The following is a 15,679-nucleotide window of genomic DNA, read 5'->3' as shown; positions in this document are numbered from 1 at the left end:
CGGAAGGACTTGGGCTTGACCATGACCCATTCTCTCGTCCTGATTCATTGCTGACACTGGGATCTGGGCAGATTTCAGGGCGTCTGTGGAGAGGCCTTGCCCTGATCTATGTGCAACACGCTCCTAGCCCTGGGAATCCTGGCCCTGCTGGCCTCCCTGAGCAGCCCGTCCCTGGCCCAGGCCGCACCCACCGCCTCAGCCAAAACCAGCGTGGACACGCCGGCTTTGGGCCCCCTGCAACTGGAGAACGGTTACCCCACGGCCGCCACCGCCCGCAAGCTGTACGACACCCTCGACCTGCAGCGCGCCACCCAGGGCTACCTGTGAGCCCTGCCCGCGGTGGGCTTCAAGGCCCTCTACGACGCCCAGGCCAAAACCATGGGCGTCCGCAACGGCGACGTGCTGCTCTACCGCACGCTGCAGGACAAGGCGGGGATGCTCACCCCCAACATCACAACCCTCTACGCCTTCAGCTTCTGGGATCTGGCCAAGCAGGGCCCGCTGGTGGTGGAGGTGCCGGCCGGGCTCACCGCCGGCGGCGTGCTCGACATCTGGCAGCAGCCGGTCACCGACCTGGGCCAGACCGGGCCCGACAAGGGCGCCGGCGGCAAGTACCTGATCCTCCCCCCGGGTGGGCCGGAGGTGGTGGCCCCGGGCTACCGCATCTTCCGCTCCCCCAGCAACCAGGTGTGGTTCGGCACCCGGGGCCTGGCGCCGGACAAGGCCGTGGCCGAGGCCACCGTGCGCCAGCACCGCCTCTACAGCTGGAACGAACGCACCAACCCAGCGGCCACCGGCTACAGCGAAGTGGGTGGGCGCCCCTGGCAGTCGGCCCAACCCGCTGATCTCTCCTACTGGCGGCTGCTCAGTGATCTTTACGCCAACGAGCCGGTGGCACCCCGCGATCGGATGATGTTTGGGATGCTGTCGCCCCTCGGCATTGCGCCGGGCCAGCCCTTCAAGCCCGATGCCAGGCAGGCACGAATACTCAGCGAGGGGGCCCAGCTAGGTGACCTGATGGCCCGCACCATCGCCTACGACAAGCGCACCCCTGGCGCCACGGTGTACCCCGGCAAGCACTGGGAGTACGCCGTGCTGTTCGATCTGGATCAGGAATCCCCCGACAAGCGGCGCGTGCAGTTCGACGAGCGCAGCTCCTGGTTCTACGAGGCCATAGCCATGTCGGTGGGGATGCAGGGCCGGGTGGTGGGCTTCGGCCAGGTGTATCTGGAGGCCTCCAAAGATTCCAAGGGCCAATGGCTCGACGGCGGCCGCAGCTATCGCATGCGCGTGCCGGCCAATGCGCCGGTGAAGCAGTTCTGGTCGATCACCCTCTACGACAACCTCAGCCGCGGCCCGCTGATCACCCCCCAGGGCGCCGCCGACCTCAGCTCCCGCAAGCCCGAGCTGGTGAGCAACGCCGACGGCTCGGTGGATGTGGATTTCGGGCCCATCCGGCCTGCTGGTGCCAAGAACTGGATCCAGACCACTCCAGGTAAGGGCTGGTTCGCCTACTTCCGCCTCTACGGCCCCACCGAGCCCTATTTCGCCAAAACCTGGCAACTTAACGACATCACGACGATCCAGCCATGAAGACCAGCAACCAGCGTCCGCCCAGAAGCCTGGGGCTGACCCTCGCCCTGATGGCAGTGACCAGCGCCGCGCCGGGACCAGCCCTAGCCGCCTCTGTGGCGCCAGCCCCCACGCCCGCCGAAGCAAAGGCCATCGCCGCGGAGGCCTGGCTCTACGCCTATGCCCCCCTGCAGGGCTACCAGACCCTCTGGAACCAGACTCAGAACAAGACCTTCCCGGGCTACGTGGGCGGCTTCAACCGCTTCCGCCACTACAGCCGCTCCGCCACGCCGGCCGACACGGACATCGTTACCCCCAACAACGACACCCCGTATTCCTGGGCCTGGCTGGATCTAAGGGCTGAACCGATTGTGCTGAAGCTGCCGGCGGTGCCGGCACCTCGCTACTACGTGAACCAGTGGTTCGACCTTTACACCCATAACTTCGCCTACACCGGTGTGCGGGCAACGGGGCGCGGCGCCGGCACTTATTTGTTCGCCGGCCCCCGCTGGCAGGGCAGCGTGCCCAAGGGGATCACCAGGGTGTTCCGCGCCGAAACCGATTTCGTCGGCACCCTCACCCGCACCCAGCTCAACGGGCCCGGGGACATCCCAGCGCTTCAGGCGCTGCAGGCGAAATACCAGTTGATCCCCCTTTCGAGTTTCGAAGGGACCAAGCCGCCCAAGCCCGCTCCGCCGGTGAACTGGCCCGCCTGGGATCCGGCAAAGGCCGAGGGAATCGGCTTCATCGGCTATCTCAACGCCCTGCTGCCGTTCATGCCCACCGTGCCGTCGGAGCAGGGGATGATGAACCGCTTCGCCCGCATCGGCATCGGCCCAGGGCGGCCCTTTGACCCCAAACAACTGACTCCCGCCACCCGCAGCGCCATCGAGGCCGGGGTGGCCGCCGCCGCCACCAACCTGCGCAGCAAGGCCCTGGCCCAGAGCAGTTCCAAGGGCTTCTTCGGCACCCGCGAGGAACTCGGGAGCGATTACCTCACCTACCGGGCCATGGGGGCGATGCTGGGTATCTACGGCAACAGCAGTTCCGAGGCCTTCTATGCATCCCAGCAGAAAGGCCCCGACGGCAAGGTGCTCGACGGCCGCCGCCAGTGGGTGCTGCGCTTCCCCGCCGGCCAGCTACCGCCGGTGAGTGAGTTCTGGTCGATCACGATGTATTCACTCCCCCAGCGATTGCTGGTGGCCAATCCGATCAACCGCTATTCGATCGGGGATCGCACTGAGGGCCTGAAGCTGGGGGCAGATGGCTCCCTGGAGATCTATCTCCAGCATGAAAACCCAGGCCCAGCCAAGGTCTCCAACTGGCTGCCGGCTCCTGCTGGGCCCTTCTTCTTCGTGGGCCGTCTCTATGGGCCAGGACCGTCGGCCCTTTCAGGGCAATGGCAGCTACCTGCCCTGCAGGAACGTCCCTAGGGCCGCCCGATCCGCCACCACCTCCAGCCGGGGGTGGTGCTGCAGCCAGCTGGCTGGCACCTCAGGGCAGGGGGGCTCCTGCAAAGCCCGTTTCAAAATGGCAGCTTTACTGGCCCCGGTGACCACCAGCAGGATCCGCTCTGCCGCCAGGATCTCCGCCAATCCAAGCGTGATCGCCTGGGCCGGCACCGCCTCGGGATCGCCGCCAAAGGCACCAGCATTCTGGGTCCGGGTGGCGGCGCTGAGGGTCAGGCAGCGGCAGGGGGCTTGAGCTCCGCAGGGGGGCTCGTTGAAGCCCACATGGCCGTTTAAGCCCAAACCAAGCAGCTGCAGCCCCACGCCACCAGCCACCGCGAGGGCGGCCCCGTAGCGCCGGGATTCAGCCTGGGGATCGCTTGCTAGGCCATCGGGCAGCAGCACCTGCTCAGGCTGCAACCCCAGGGGGCGCTGCAGCCGGGCAGCCATGAAGGCCGCAAAGGAACGGGTATCGGTGGCCGCCAAGCCCACATATTCATCCAGGTTGAAGCTCAGCCAGCCCTGGCGGATCGCCTGCTGTTGCGCCCCACTGAGCTGCTCAAGCTGCTGGGCTAGTGCCGCGTAGACAGGCTCCATGGTGCGGCCAGTGGCCAGTCCTAGGGGAAGCCAGGGCCGCTGCAGGCGCTCTTCCAGCAGGCGGGAAGCCACCGCAGCAGCCACGGCCGGCCCATCAACGAGGCAGCGCAACTCCAACTTCAGGGGCTGACGTAGGAGCGCAACTCCGTTCCGCGGTAGTAGTGATGCAAGATCTGCTCGTAGCTCTGGCCCCGGTTGGCCATGCCGTGGGCGCCCCACTGGCTCATACCCACACCATGGCCGAAGCCCCGGCCGATCGCCAGCAGCGAAGGCGGCGGCAGTTGCACGGGCACCTGATCCGGGGTGATGGCAGGCTCGGCAGCCCGCGGCATCAGCGGCGGCAAGGCCGGCAGGGAGGCCGGCAGGGAGGCCGGCAGGGCCGCCAGCTGTGGGGCCAGCACCTCAAAGCGCACCATGGTGCTCTTGAGCCCTAGGCGGCTGCGCAGCTGGGCGCCGGTGAGCACCAGGGTGCCGGCAGGGCCAGTCACCCGCGCCTGGCGCACCCGACCAGAGCCGGTGGTGGCGAGCACATCGATGCGCTGGGCACCGCCGATCTCGCCAAACGCCTTCTGCAGCTGCTCGGGCTCCAGGCGCAACTGCCAGGCGTGCACCGGGCTGTGCTGATCAAAATCGGGCACGCTCACCAGGTACGGAAGCTGCTGGCTCCAAAGATCACCGCTGTTTTCGGTGCTGCCACCGGCGCTGCTGTGAAAAACAGCGTTGGCCAGGCTGGGACCAAACATCAACACCTGGCCGCGGGTGCTAACAACCGCCTGACGGGTTGAGGGGGTTTCCGCCTCAACACCCTTGTAAACCTGGCTCGAAACCGTGGCGCTCACGTCAAAGGCGGCAGCTGGCTTGCGCTGACGCAGGGCATAGGTGCGGGCGGCCACCGCCTGGGCGCGCAGGGCTGCCTGGGGCCAGCTCGCCGGCATCTCGCTGGCCACCACGCTGGGCAGGTAGGCCTCGAGGGGCACATGGTTCACGGCCTGTAGGGATGAACTACCCACAAGCACCTGCAGTCGGCCGCGATAGCCCCGCTGCTGTAGCTGAAAATCGGCGCCTTCCTGGGGGCTGAACTGCAAATTCAGCGGGGCTTCAGCGGACTGGGCTGCCGGCTCCAGCCATAGCTCTCTAACTGCAGGCAGTCGCTCCACGCCGGCGGCGCGTTCCAGCACAAGGCTGCCGGCAGCCAGCTCCAACACCACCGGCTCCAGCGGCGCCAGCGACCAGCGCTGGCTACCGGCCCGCAACACCAAGGGCTGCTGAGGCGCCGCCAGCGTGAGCTTGACCGTTTCAAGCAACAGCACCCGCACCTGCGGGTTGGCCTGCTGGGCCCGCAGCTGTCCCGGAGCAGCACCGGTAAGCACCAGGGCGCTTGCCAGCAAAGACACCAGGGAAAAGCGCGCTACAGGCACGGGGGCTGCTTCTCCCGACTCAGGTGGCCCATTGTGCCCGGCGTGGCAACATGCGCCAGAGGCAGCACGACCGTGCAGGTCACCTTTCTAGGCACCAGCTCCGGTGTGCCCACCCGGGGCCGCAATGTCTCGGCGGTGGCGCTGCGTCTGCCCCAGCGCAGCGAGCTGTGGTTGTTCGACTGCGGCGAGGGCACCCAGCACCAGTTTCTGCGCAGCGACCTGCGGGTGAGCCAGCTGCGGCGGATTTTCGTCACCCACATGCACGGCGACCATGTATTTGGCCTGCCCGGCCTGCTGGCCAGCCTCGGCCTGGCGGGCACCTGCACGGGCATCGACCTCTACGGCCCCGATCCCCTGCGCGACTACCTCGAAGGGGTGCTGCGCACCTCCTCCACCCGGATCAGCTACCCCCTTCGCACCCACCGGGTGCGATCCGCTGCCGAGAGCGGTGCCCTGCTCCTCGATGACGACGACCTCACGGTGCGCTGCACGCCGCTGACCCACCGGGTGCCTGCCTACGCCTACCGGGTCGATCAGAAGCCCCGGGCTGGCCGCTTCGACGTGGAGCGAGCCAAGGCCCTCGGCATCCCGCCAGGGCCGATCTACGCCGAGCTCAAGGCTGGGCGCGACATCAGCCTTGAAGACGGCCGGATCATCAATGGCGCCAGCCTTTGCGGCCCCGATCGCCCGGGGGCCAGCGTTGTTTATTGCACCGACACCGTGTTCTGCGAAGCGGCGGTGGAGCTGGCCCGCGGCGCTGACCTACTGATCCACGAATCCACCTTTTCCCACGCCGAAGCGGAGCTTGCCTACCAGCGCCAGCACTCCACCAGCACGATGGCGGCCCAAACCGCCCTGGAGGCCGGCGTCAAGCAACTGGTGCTCACCCACCTGAGCCCTCGCTACATGCCAGGCAATCCGATGACCCCCGACGACCTGGTAGCGGAAGCCCAATCCATCTTTGCCAACACCCTGGTGGCCAAGGATTTCCTCAGCATCGACATCACCCCATCCGAACCAGCCACGGCCTAGCCCTGCAACAGTTCGCGTTGATCGGCTGCGGAGGGCCCTTTCCCCGTGATACAAGGTCTCCGATGCGGTCTTTACCGCCTACCCGCCGGCTTTTTCCAATGGCCTCCTCCTTCCCCTCGGCTGCCCTCCGCAAGGCGGTTCGCGTTCTTGCTCGAACCATGCTGGCCCTGCTGCTGTTCATGGGCTTCGGCAGCCCGGCTCTGGCAGCCGCCTGGACCACAGAGCAGCTCACCGTGCCCGCCACGCCAGACGGCACCCTGGTGACCTTCAGCGAGCAGGAGATCAAGGCCGGTCGCAAGGTGTTCAACAGCAGCTGCGGCGAGTGCCACGCCGGTGGCATCACCAAAACCAATCAGAACGTGGGCCTCGACCCTGAAACTCTGGCCCTGGCGACGCCGTCGCGGGACAGCGTTGAGGCCCTGGTGGACTACATGAAGAACCCCACCTCCTACGACGGGGAATACAGCATTGCTGACGTGCACCCCAGCATGCGCAGCAGCGACATCTTCGTGAAAATGCGCGACCTCGACGACGACGACCTGCGCCTGATGGCTGGCTACATCCTGGTGTCCCCAAAGGTTCAGGGCATCCAGTGGGGCGGCGGCAAGATCTACTTCTAGCCTCAGATCAACTTTTAATACCAGATCAACTTTTAGCCTCAATCCCCTTGTTCAGCCGGTGCAACAGCACCGGCTTTTTTATTGGCCGTAAAAGGCGGTGGCTTGCAGTTGGTCAGGTCTAGGGAGGTGGGCTGCTTGCTGTACCACCACTCCTGCAACTGGGATTCAAGCCGCATCGGGAACAGGGTGATAACCGTGCGGGTGGGGCGGGCGCCGGGCTGCAGCAGCTCAACGGCATAGGACGGGCAGCGGCGGGAGGCCAGATCAGGCACAAAGCGCCGGCCGATGCGCCGCCAGCTTGGCTCCTTGCTATGCCAGGCCAACCGACAGCAGGGCCAGGGCAACTCCTCGCGATCAAACAGGCGGCAGCAGGGGCCCAGCACCCGATAGCTGTAGTGGCCGCCGGGGCTGGTGTGCTCGCTCCCTGGCTCCAGCAGGGCTGCGACGTTGCCCCTGGAGGGGGGTGCCTGGGCTGACACAGAACTGCGGCTCGGGGATGACAGCAAAAAGCCACCCCTAAGGGTGGCAGAGAAGTTCAGAATTCTCAAGTGCAGGTCCGGGACTTGCCGAGCCTACGCAGGCAGAACTGGGGCTCAATAGAGCTCTTCTTCGGCGTGGGTCTTGATGGTGCAATCGCTGGTGGGGTAGGCCACGCAGGTGAGCACAAAACCAGCTTCGATCTGGTCGTCGTCGAGGAAGCTCTGGTCGCTTTGATCGACGGTGCCGGAGGTCAGCTTGCCTGCGCAGGTGGAGCAAGCGCCGGCGCGGCAGGAGTAGGGCAGATCAACGCCCTGCTCTTCAGCAGCGTCGAGGATGTACTGGTCATCAGGAACCTCGATGGTCTTGTTGAGGCCTTCGCTCTCGCTGATGAGGGTGACCTTGTAGGAAGCCATGAAAAAGATTGGGGCTCACAGGCACCCGGAAGCCGGGCCTGTAGGACTCGCCCTTCATACATCCGCCGGACGCCCTAACTGTGGATTTGACGGCCAGAACGCTGGAAGGCCAATCAAATTGAAGGCACAGATCAGCGTGCCTTATGCGACACGCCGGATCGTCATCAGGCCCCACTGGCTTTGTTCCGCCGTGAGTTCGGCCTGCCAGCCCTCGTCCCGCAGGGCCAGCTGCAACGCCGGAGCCTGGTCAACGAGCAGGCCACTGAGCAAACCCACGCCGTTGGCAGCCAGCACGGTGTTGAAGGCTGGACAAAGGGCCTGAATCACCGGAGCAAGGATGTTGCACAGCAAAAGATCGGCCGGCTGGCCCTCGAGCAGCTCAGCCAGGGCTTCTACCGAGCCCAGTTGCACCCGCACTTGAGGCGTGAGCCCGTTGAGGCCAGCATTGTCGGTGGTGGCTCGCACTGCCAGCGAATCGGTATCGACAGCCGCTACCGAGGCCGCGCCCAGCCGCAGGGCAGCCAGGCCCAGCACGCCGCTACCGCAGCCGAGGTCGGCCACCCGCAGGCCAGCCAGCCCCTCTGGAGTCATGGCGGCCAGCAGCTCCAAGGCCTCCAGGCACAGCCTGGTGGTGGGATGGCTGCCGGTGCCGAAGGCACTGCCCGGATCCATGGCAATTAGCCGCCGCTCGGCATGCTCGGGCGGACAGGGCAGCCACGCAGGCAGGATCAGCAGCCCCTCGCCCACAGGATCGGCCTGCCAGTGCTGCTTCCAGCTGAGGCTCCAGTCTTCATCGGCCTGCTGACTCCACCGCAGCGGGGGCAGGGCCAAGCCGAAGGGCTCGGCCAGGGGCGCCAGGGCCAGAGCCAGCTGTTGCCGCTCCAGTTCAGGCCAATCGATTGCCGGCAACCAGGCAATCAGCTGCCGCTGGCTGGGGGTTTCGGGGCGGTGCTGAACCGCAACCCGAGCTATGCCCAGGTCAGCGAGCTTCCAGAGCAGGGATTCCTCCAGCTCCGGCAGGGAGGCCAGCTCCAGTCGCCACCAGCCCGGGGCAGCGGCCATCAAAGGGTTACCGGGTGGGCTTCCTGAATGCCGTTGATGGCGTGCACCGAGACCAGCAGGCTGGGGGGGATGGGGTCATCGAGGCTGAGCACCATCACGGCGTCACCACGCACGATGCGGCGGCCCACCTGCATAGAGGCGATGTTGACGTTGTGCTCGCCCAACAGGGAGCCCAACTGGCCGATGATCCCAGGCATGTCCCGGTGGCGAGTGAACAGCATGTGGCGGCTTGGAGCCACGTTCACCGGGAATTCATCGATGGTGGTGATGCGCAGCTCGCCTTCGGCGAACACCGCTCCGGTAACGCTGTGGCTGGCCTGGGAGTTGCGGCAGCTGAGCTGCAGCGAACCACCGGCGAAATCACGACTGGCGTCATCCTTGACTTCGAGCACGTGGATGCCGCGCTCCTTGGCCTCCAGGCTGGCGTTCACGTAGTTGATGCTGTCGCCCAGGGCGGTGGAAAGCAGACCCTTGAGGGCCGCCACCACCAGAGGCTGGGCAGGGTGGGCGGCGAAGTCGCCCTGGAGTCTCACCTCGAGCTCACTGATCGGGCCACCAGCCAGCTGGCTCAGCAGCTGACCCAGAGTTTCGGCCAATTGCAGGTGGGGCTTGAGCTGCTCCATCACCTCGGCATTGAGGCCTGGGATATTCACAGCGCTGCGAGCAGGCAGGCCAAGCAGTACGTCGCGGATCTGCTCGGCCACATCGATCGCAACGTTTTCCTGGGCCTCTTCGGTGGAGGCACCCAAATGGGGCGTGAGGATTAGGCGCTCCTTCACCTGCCGCAAGGGCGAATCTGCCTCTAGGGGCTCTTTGGCGTACACATCAAGGGCAGCGCCGCCGATGGTGCCGTTCTCAACCGCCTCAGCGAGGGCCGCTTCATCAATGATGCCGCCGCGGGCGCAGTTAACGATCCGCGCCGTCGATTTCATTGTCTTGAGCAGCTCCGCGTTCACCAGGTTCTCGGTGTCTGGGGTGCGGGGCAGGTGCAGGCTGACGAAGTCAGCTTCGGCAAACAGGGCGGGCAGGGGCAGCAGTCGGACCTGCATTTGCTGGGCCCTCTCGGCAGATACGTAGGGGTCGTAGGCCATCACGTCCATGCCCATAGCCTTGGCCACCCGGGCCACGTGGGAGCCGATCTTGCCGAGACCCACCACGCCCAGCTTTTTCTTGTAGAGCTCGTTGCCCACGTATTTTTTGCGATCCCAGCCGCCGGCCATGGTGCTGGCATGGGCATGGGGCACGTGGCGCGACAGGGCCAGCATCAGGGCTAAGGCCTGCTCAGCGGCGGCGATGGTGTTGCCCTCCGGCGAGTTCACCACAAGCACACCGCGCTTGGTGGCCGCCGGCACATCGACGTTGTCGACGCCGACGCCGGCTCGGCCAATGATCCGCAGCTTGTCGGCCGCTTCGATGATTTCGGCAGTCACCGTGGTGCCTGAGCGAATCATCAGGGCGTCGTAGTCGCCGATGATCGCCTTGAGCTCCTCGGGGGGCAGGCCAGTGCGTACATCAACCTGAGCCACCTGGGACAGGATGTCGATCCCCGCCTGGTCGATGGGATCCGAAACGAGAACCTTTGTCATGCCCGGCGGTGCGAAGCGGAGAGCCGGCCGTGCAGTGTAGTGAGCGGCGAGAATCGCCCCAACAACACTGAGCAGGGCGCAGCGTGGGCACAAGTGTGGTGGTAGTTCTGAACGACCGCAAAAGGTTGCATCAGCTTCGGGATCGACTGGCCGAGCTGCAGCCGCCGCTGCTGCAGTTGGAGGCCATCGGCGAGGGAGAGCAGGCCATGGCCGAGGTTGCCCGGCTAAACCCTGCGGTGGCACGGCGGGCCCGCCAGCAGGGCATGGCTCGCTGGCTAATTCCCTTTGGCTTTTTGGCTGGCCTCACCTTCACCTACATCACCGATCTGGACACCTTCGCCTTTGCGGGTGCCTGGAGCCAGCACCTAATCGGCGCCCTGCTCGGCATGGGTTCAGGCTGGATGGGCAGCTTTGCAGCCGCCGCGAGCGTGCGCTCCGAAGAGGACGACCGCATCCGCAGCCTGCGCAACCGGGTGGAAGAAGGCAACTGGCTGCTACTGGCCGAAACAGCTAACGGCGTCGATATGCCCTGGATTTCCCTGCAGCAGGCCAAACCCCTGGCGGTGGTGCGACTGGGCGATGGCTAGGGACCTTGAAGCCGTGATCGCTGCCGCAGACCAGGCCCTGCGCACCTGGGAGCCGGTATGGACCCCCTTTCTTGATGGGGCGTTGCTTGAGCAGGCCCAAGAGCACCTGGCAGGGCTGGCCGAGCTGGAGCTGGCCAGCCGGGGGGGCTACCCAGGAGCTGAACGCCAGCGTCTGCTTTTGCAGCGCTACGACGCAGCCATTGATGCCGATGAAGTTGCCGCCGGCCTGATGGGCCTGGAGCTGGGCGGCAATTTCCTATTTGACCCGGCTGAGCGACAAGACTTCCGCTCGGGCCTGCTAGCCCTCGGCGCTGCGGAGGGAGAGCTGGGCGATCTCTGGCTGCGAGGCGACCGGGGTGCCCAGGCAATTCTCACGGCTGCTCAAGCTGCTGCCCTTGATGGCCGCACCGCTGTGGTGCGCACGGTGGAGGTGGCCCTGGAAGCCCGCCCCCTGCATGAGTTGCAACTTCCGGCGCCGCGCCTGCCCCGCCGCTTTCAAACCGTGGAAGCCTCCCTGCGCCTCGATGCGGTGGCCTCTGCTGGATTCGGGCTATCTCGCAACCGCATGGCCGAGCTGATCCGCCAAGGCAGGGTGAGACTCAACTGGCAGCCAGTCAGCAGTCCCAGCAGGGCGCTGACGGAGGGAGACCGGGTGCAGCTTGAGGGCCGGGGCGAACTGCAGCTTGAGACGGTCACAGCAACCAAGCGGGAGCGCTGGCGAATCGAGCTGGTGCGCTGCTGAGGGATTACTTGAATCAGGCCTACCTGTAACCTGGCAAAGCTTCTGGGGCGATTAGCTCAGAGGTAGAGCACTACCTTGACACGGTAGGAGTCACTGGTTCGAATCCAGTATCGCCCATTTTAAAGTTCAGTATTAGCCCTAAGTTTCGAGATGGTAGATGCAACAAGGGAACTGACCGTTGTTGTTGGACTTGCGCGCTCAGGGATTGGTGCTGCTCGGCTGCTTAACCATCTCGGCCATGCGGTGCTGGTAATTGAGAGCCAATCCAGCCCAGCACTCGAAGCCAAAGCGGGCGAGTTGCGCCAGGCAGGCATTGATGTGCAGCTTGGCGTGCCCCTCCACGGCGACGCCTTTGCCGCCCTTGGCCCTACTCCCGCAACCGTGGTGGTGAGTCCAGGCATCCGCTGGGACCATCCCACCCTGGTGGAGCTACGCAACTCAGGCGTAAGCACCAAAGGCGACATGGCGCTGGCTTTCCAAGCCAGTGGCGAAGTGCCCTGGATCGGCATCACCGGCACCAATGGCAAAACCACCGTTACCCACCTGGTGAGCCACCTGCTTCAGCACGCTGGGCTCGATGCCCCCATGGGTGGCAACGTGGGCTTCTCCGGGGCAGAGCTGGTGCTGGAGCGACTGGAGCGCGGCGATCCCCAACCCGACTGGCTGGTGATGGAGCTCAGCAGCTATCAGATCGAATCGGCCCCGCAAGTCGCACCACGGGTGGGAATTTGGACCACCTTGACCCCCGACCATCTCGAGCGCCACGGCACTATCGAGGCCTACAGGGCCATCAAACACAGCCTGTTGGAGAGTTCCACGGCGCCCATACTCAATGCCGATGACGCCGACCTTCGCGCCCATGCCACGGGCTTGCAGCGGGCAATCTGGGTCACCGCCGGCAGCCGGGAGGACCTCCCCCCCACGATCCAGCCCAGTCTCTGGATCGAAGCTGGCCAGGTATGGCAAGCCCCCCAGCCCGGCGAGACCGGCCCCGGCAAACATTTAATGACTGCGGATTGCCTAGCCATGCCCGGCGCCCACAACCGCCAAAACATGCTGCTGGCCGCTGCGGCCGGGCTCGAAGCCGGCTTGAGCGGCGCCCAGATGGAGCAAGCCTTCCGCTCCTTTACCGGCGTGCCCCACCGGCTTGAGCTCATCCGCGAGCAGCAAGGCATCAGCTTCTACAACGACAGCAAGGCCACCAACTACGACGCCGCCGAGGTGGCGCTGCATGCCCTGGACGGTCCGCTAGTAGTGCTAGCCGGTGGTGAATCAAAGCAGGGAAATCCCAATAGCTGGCTGGCAGCCTTGCAACAGAAAGCCGCAGCGGTGGTGCTCTACGGAGCTGCCCAGGCAGAGTTTGATCAACTACTTAGCCAGGCAGGCTTTAGCGGAGTTGTGCACTGCTGCGACAGCCTGACTGAAGCCGTACCCCTGGCCGACCAATTAGCCCGCAGCCATCGCTGCCGAGCTGTGCTGCTTTCCCCTGCCTGCGCCAGCTTTGACCAATACAACGATTTTGAGGCCCGTGGTGATCATTTCCGCCAGCTGGTGATGTCGCTGTAAGGGCGTTCAGCTATCTAGCTCCTAACATTCGCGCACCAGGCGAACGCAACTGGCCATGGCCTATTGGTTGATGAAAAGCGAGCCCGATGTCTACGGGATTGATCATTTACAGCGGGAGGCCAGCACCCTGTGGGACGGCATTCGCAACTACCAGGCCCGCAACTTTATGCGGAGCATGCAAATTGGCGATCGGGCTTTTTTCTACCACTCCAATACCAAACCACCGGGCATCGTGGGCTTGATGGAGGTGGTTGAAACCCAGATTGTCGACCCCAGCCAATTTGATCCCAACTCCAAATATTTCGATCCCGCCGCAAGCCGGCAAAAGCCCCGCTGGGACTGTTGCCGGCTGCGCTACTTACGCCACTTCCAGCAACTGCTCAGCCTGGATGCCTTACGGGAAAACTTCAGCCCCGAGCAGCTGGGGGTGGTGAAGCGGGGCAACCGTCTTTCGATCCTGCCGGTTGAGCCCAGCAGTGCCAAGCGACTGCTGGACCTGCTTGAGTCGCCATGAGTCAGCTGGCCCGGATCAGCCCCAAGCCCCCCCTAGCCATCCGCAGCGCCGTCGAGCGGGGCTGGGCTGCCTTCAGCCACTGCCCCTGGGTGCTGATGGGGTTCACCCTGCTGAGCGGCGGCGCCAATTTGGCTGCCCAGCTGCTTTATCGCTACGAGAGCAGCCTGGTGCTGTCGCTGCTGGGCAAGCCCGACCCCGTCGCCATAACCCTGGCGACGGCTGCCTGGATCATCTATGCCCTTACCGGGCTTTGGCTGGTGGTGGGGTTGATGCGGGGGGCCCAACTAGCTCTCAATCAGGGGCGACCCAGGCTGGGAGCACTGATCCGGGTCGATGGCAGAGCGATGTTGCGCTGCTTTGGAACCGTGGTGCTGATCCTGGTGGTGCTGGCACTGATAGTGCGCCTGGCCCAGGCGAGCTCCTGGCTGCTCACGATGATTCAACCTCTGTTAGCCCCCCTGCCGCTGGTGGCGGGTTTGGCAGCAGTTATTTATTTGAGCGCCGATCAAATTCTGAGCCTGCCGCTGGCCCTAATCGGAGGGCTTACCCCCCTGGCAGCCTTTCGCAGCGGTCGGGCCGCCACCGATCCCCACTGGCTCCAAGCCCTTGGACTAACCCTGGTGCTGCTGGCCATGGTGCTGGCCGGCTTCCTGGTGCTGCTCATCGGGCTGGTGGTGGCGTTGCCAGTGGCGGCCTGCACCCTCACGGCCGCCTACCAGCAACTCTTCGGCCAGGAGGACCGGGGCCAGCTCACTACTGCCTGAAGCTCGCCTGGGCGGGAAAGAGATTTGCCAGGTAGCAGCGGGTGACTTCCCGGTCGCCAAGGCCGTTCTGCACTAGGAAACCAGCCAGGGCAGCTTGAAACAACCGGTATTGATCCCAATTGGGGTGCTGCTCGATAAAGCCACGCATCGAGGCAAGTAAGGCCTCAGGCACCTCTGCGCGAAAGCTCACCGTTAAGCCTTCCCCCTCCACGGGAGCTTGAGCTCGGACGGGAGTCTGCAGATCCATGGGGGATAACGGCCTTGTGTGGCACCAGTTCTCCACATCAGGCCGGGCCCGTCAAATGGCCTGGCGAAGCTGCCCTGGCCAGCCTCCCAGGCTAAGAACCAAGCTCTGCCAGAGCATTTGCCGTAGCCCCCTCGCCTTTGGGCCAAGCGGTGAGGCTGGGGCCAGCGCTGTCAAGGGGAAAGGCTCTGGCAGCGAGCTTCTCCCCAGGCCCTAGTGGGCAAGCCCCATCTGAACAACTGACCTGGGGAAAAACTGAGCAAAACCAAGAGTGATCTGGGGGCTGGGCGGGAAAACGGCAATGATCAGCAATCCTGAACAGCTACAACTGCCGCTGGGTCTCAGCTGCAACCGTGCTGGCTTGCCCACATGCCCCAGCTAGCCGCCAGCCCCCTGAGCCAGGGCCGCCACCAAAGCCGCGCTAGGCCCGGGTAGCCAGCTGCCCTCAACGGCACGGCAATCAGCGCCAGGCGTGAGCACAAAGCGCAGCGACCAGGCGTTGCGGTCGCCTTCCAAGGCAATCCACAAAGGGCCGCGCTCGAGCTCAATGCTGATCGACTCTTCAGCCATCAACTGACTGGCCAGATCATGGTGCTCTTGCACCAACTGCACCAGAGCCTGACCCAGCCCCCGGGCCTCCTCCGCTGTGAGCTCAGAGGCCCAGCCCTGGCCACCAATCAAAAAAGAAAAGGGGTGGCGGGCTGAATCCTCCAGCCACCTCCACCCCTCACCTTCTTGAACACGCATCCGCGGAATCAGCCGGGCAGCAAATCGGGCTGGTCCTGCTCATCGCTCATTTCGATGATGGCCCGCTGCACGGGTTTGATCATCGAATCGTCAAGCAGGCCATCGAAATCATCGAAACGACGCTGCTTAGCCCGAAAAGCAATCTTCACCGTGGTGAGGTAACGGTTGCTGGTGTGGCGGATCAGGCTCTCGGCCCGCTGGGCCAGTTCCTTGTGGTTGACGTCAATACCGCTCTGCATGGGCACCCTTGCAATCTCCTCAACCTAGGTCAACAGGGGCAATTCCCC

At 64.9% G+C, this 15,679-nt stretch carries 19 protein-coding genes and 1 tRNA gene; 11 read left to right on the top strand and 9 right to left on the bottom strand.

Translation table 11 applies throughout. The features are described 5' to 3' along the window. Positions 1–108 precede the first annotated feature (108 nt). From KBY83_RS07630 to KBY83_RS07620, 3 genes are read left to right on the top strand one after another with little or no spacing between them, the layout of a single operon-like run. Entirely contained in the window at positions 109–327 is a 219-nt protein-coding gene (locus KBY83_RS07630) for a hypothetical protein (protein ID WP_255018990.1), read from the top strand. A gap of 12 nt (positions 328–339) precedes the next feature. Continuing rightward, positions 340–1,593, top strand: a complete 1,254-nt coding sequence (locus tag KBY83_RS07625) for a DUF1254 domain-containing protein (protein ID WP_255018989.1) — start codon at positions 340–342, stop codon at positions 1,591–1,593. After that, positions 1,590–3,005 (top strand): DUF1254 domain-containing protein, encoded by a 1,416-nt coding sequence (locus tag KBY83_RS07620; RefSeq protein ID WP_255018988.1) that lies wholly within the window; start codon positions 1,590–1,592, stop codon positions 3,003–3,005. Before KBY83_RS07625 ends, KBY83_RS07620 begins: the two co-directional genes overlap by 4 nt. Here the strand turns inward: KBY83_RS07620 and KBY83_RS07615 are convergent. Together KBY83_RS07615 and KBY83_RS07610 are read right to left on the bottom strand one after the other, a co-directional pair. Next, positions 2,979–3,701, bottom strand: a complete 723-nt coding sequence (locus KBY83_RS07615; RefSeq protein WP_255018987.1) for a glucosamine-6-phosphate deaminase — start codon at positions 3,699–3,701, stop codon at positions 2,979–2,981. The two genes, KBY83_RS07620 and KBY83_RS07615, sit on opposite strands and share 27 nt — an antisense overlap. A gap of 35 nt (positions 3,702–3,736) precedes the next feature. After that, positions 3,737–5,011 (bottom strand): SpoIID/LytB domain-containing protein, encoded by a 1,275-nt coding sequence (locus KBY83_RS07610; protein WP_255018986.1) that lies wholly within the window; start codon positions 5,009–5,011, stop codon positions 3,737–3,739. Between the two features lie 96 nt (positions 5,012–5,107). On the opposite strand from KBY83_RS07610, the gene rnz reads away from it, so the two are divergent. Both rnz and psbV read left to right on the top strand, forming a co-directional pair. Next, entirely contained in the window at positions 5,108–6,067 is a 960-nt protein-coding gene (rnz, locus tag KBY83_RS07605; RefSeq protein WP_254941039.1) for a ribonuclease Z, read from the top strand. A gap of 98 nt (positions 6,068–6,165) precedes the next feature. Then, positions 6,166–6,687, top strand: a complete 522-nt coding sequence (psbV, locus tag KBY83_RS07600) for a photosystem II cytochrome c-550 (RefSeq protein WP_255018985.1) — start codon at positions 6,166–6,168, stop codon at positions 6,685–6,687. A gap of 38 nt (positions 6,688–6,725) precedes the next feature. Here psbV and KBY83_RS07595 read toward each other — a convergent pair whose 3' ends face one another. The 4 genes from KBY83_RS07595 to serA form a co-directional block, all read right to left on the bottom strand. Further along, positions 6,726–7,166 (bottom strand): hypothetical protein, encoded by a 441-nt coding sequence (locus KBY83_RS07595; protein WP_254959817.1) that lies wholly within the window; start codon positions 7,164–7,166, stop codon positions 6,726–6,728. Positions 7,167–7,280: 114 nt separating this feature from the next. After that, entirely contained in the window at positions 7,281–7,580 is a 300-nt protein-coding gene (locus tag KBY83_RS07590) for a ferredoxin (RefSeq protein ID WP_106502300.1), read from the bottom strand. 141 nt (positions 7,581–7,721) lie between these two features. Continuing rightward, complete coding sequence (prmA, locus tag KBY83_RS07585) at positions 7,722–8,642, bottom strand: 50S ribosomal protein L11 methyltransferase (RefSeq protein WP_255018984.1); 921 nt, start codon at positions 8,640–8,642, stop codon at positions 7,722–7,724. Next, complete coding sequence (serA, locus tag KBY83_RS07580; protein ID WP_255018983.1) at positions 8,642–10,228, bottom strand: phosphoglycerate dehydrogenase; 1,587 nt, start codon at positions 10,226–10,228, stop codon at positions 8,642–8,644. Before serA ends, prmA begins: the two co-directional genes overlap by 1 nt. Before the next feature lie 83 nt (positions 10,229–10,311). Between serA and KBY83_RS07575 the strand changes: the two genes are divergently transcribed. The 6 genes from KBY83_RS07575 (at position 10,312) to KBY83_RS07550 (ending at position 14,401) form a co-directional block, all read left to right on the top strand. Continuing rightward, the gene (locus KBY83_RS07575; protein ID WP_106502303.1) at positions 10,312–10,815 is read left to right on the top strand and encodes a hypothetical protein; all 504 of its coding nucleotides are present in this window, start codon (positions 10,312–10,314) and stop codon (positions 10,813–10,815) included. Then, positions 10,808–11,557, top strand: coding sequence for a photosystem II S4 domain protein (locus KBY83_RS07570; RefSeq protein WP_106502304.1), 750 nt, complete (start codon positions 10,808–10,810; stop codon positions 11,555–11,557). The genes KBY83_RS07575 and KBY83_RS07570 overlap by 8 nt, the downstream gene beginning before the upstream one ends. Before the next feature lie 45 nt (positions 11,558–11,602). Next, positions 11,603–11,674 (top strand) — tRNA-Val (locus KBY83_RS07565). A gap of 33 nt (positions 11,675–11,707) precedes the next feature. Next, positions 11,708–13,123 (top strand): UDP-N-acetylmuramoyl-L-alanine--D-glutamate ligase, encoded by a 1,416-nt coding sequence (gene murD, locus KBY83_RS07560; RefSeq protein ID WP_255018982.1) that lies wholly within the window; start codon positions 11,708–11,710, stop codon positions 13,121–13,123. 55 nt (positions 13,124–13,178) lie between these two features. Further along, positions 13,179–13,637 carry an EVE domain-containing protein gene (locus KBY83_RS07555; RefSeq protein ID WP_255018981.1) on the top strand — a complete coding sequence of 153 codons (459 nt, stop codon included), beginning with the start codon at positions 13,179–13,181 and terminating at the stop codon, positions 13,635–13,637. After that, a complete protein-coding gene (locus KBY83_RS07550; RefSeq protein WP_255018980.1) occupies positions 13,634–14,401 on the top strand; it encodes a hypothetical protein in 768 nt (255 codons plus the stop codon). Before KBY83_RS07555 ends, KBY83_RS07550 begins: the two co-directional genes overlap by 4 nt. Here KBY83_RS07550 and KBY83_RS07545 read toward each other — a convergent pair. From KBY83_RS07545 to KBY83_RS07535, 3 genes are all read right to left on the bottom strand, one after another. Continuing rightward, positions 14,391–14,648: a DUF2811 domain-containing protein gene (locus KBY83_RS07545; RefSeq protein WP_255018979.1), complete on the bottom strand. Its 258-nt coding sequence runs from the start codon at positions 14,646–14,648 to the stop codon at positions 14,391–14,393. The genes KBY83_RS07550 and KBY83_RS07545 overlap by 11 nt on opposite strands. 375 nt (positions 14,649–15,023) lie before the next feature. Next, complete coding sequence (locus tag KBY83_RS07540) at positions 15,024–15,392, bottom strand: DUF1818 family protein (protein WP_106502310.1); 369 nt, start codon at positions 15,390–15,392, stop codon at positions 15,024–15,026. A gap of 8 nt (positions 15,393–15,400) precedes the next feature. Then, on the bottom strand, positions 15,401–15,631 hold the full coding sequence (locus KBY83_RS07535; protein ID WP_106502311.1) for a DNA-directed RNA polymerase subunit omega: 231 nt from the start codon (positions 15,629–15,631) through the stop codon (positions 15,401–15,403). Positions 15,632–15,679: the final 48 nt, after the last annotated feature.

Origin of the sequence: Cyanobium sp. WKJ7-Wakatipu, assembly GCF_024345355.1 — a bacterium.
Lineage (GTDB): Bacteria > Cyanobacteriota > Cyanobacteriia > PCC-6307 > Cyanobiaceae > Cyanobium_A > Cyanobium_A usitatum.
The sequence above is the reverse complement of the archived record's forward strand: the minus strand, read 5'-3'. Positions and strand labels throughout refer to the sequence as shown.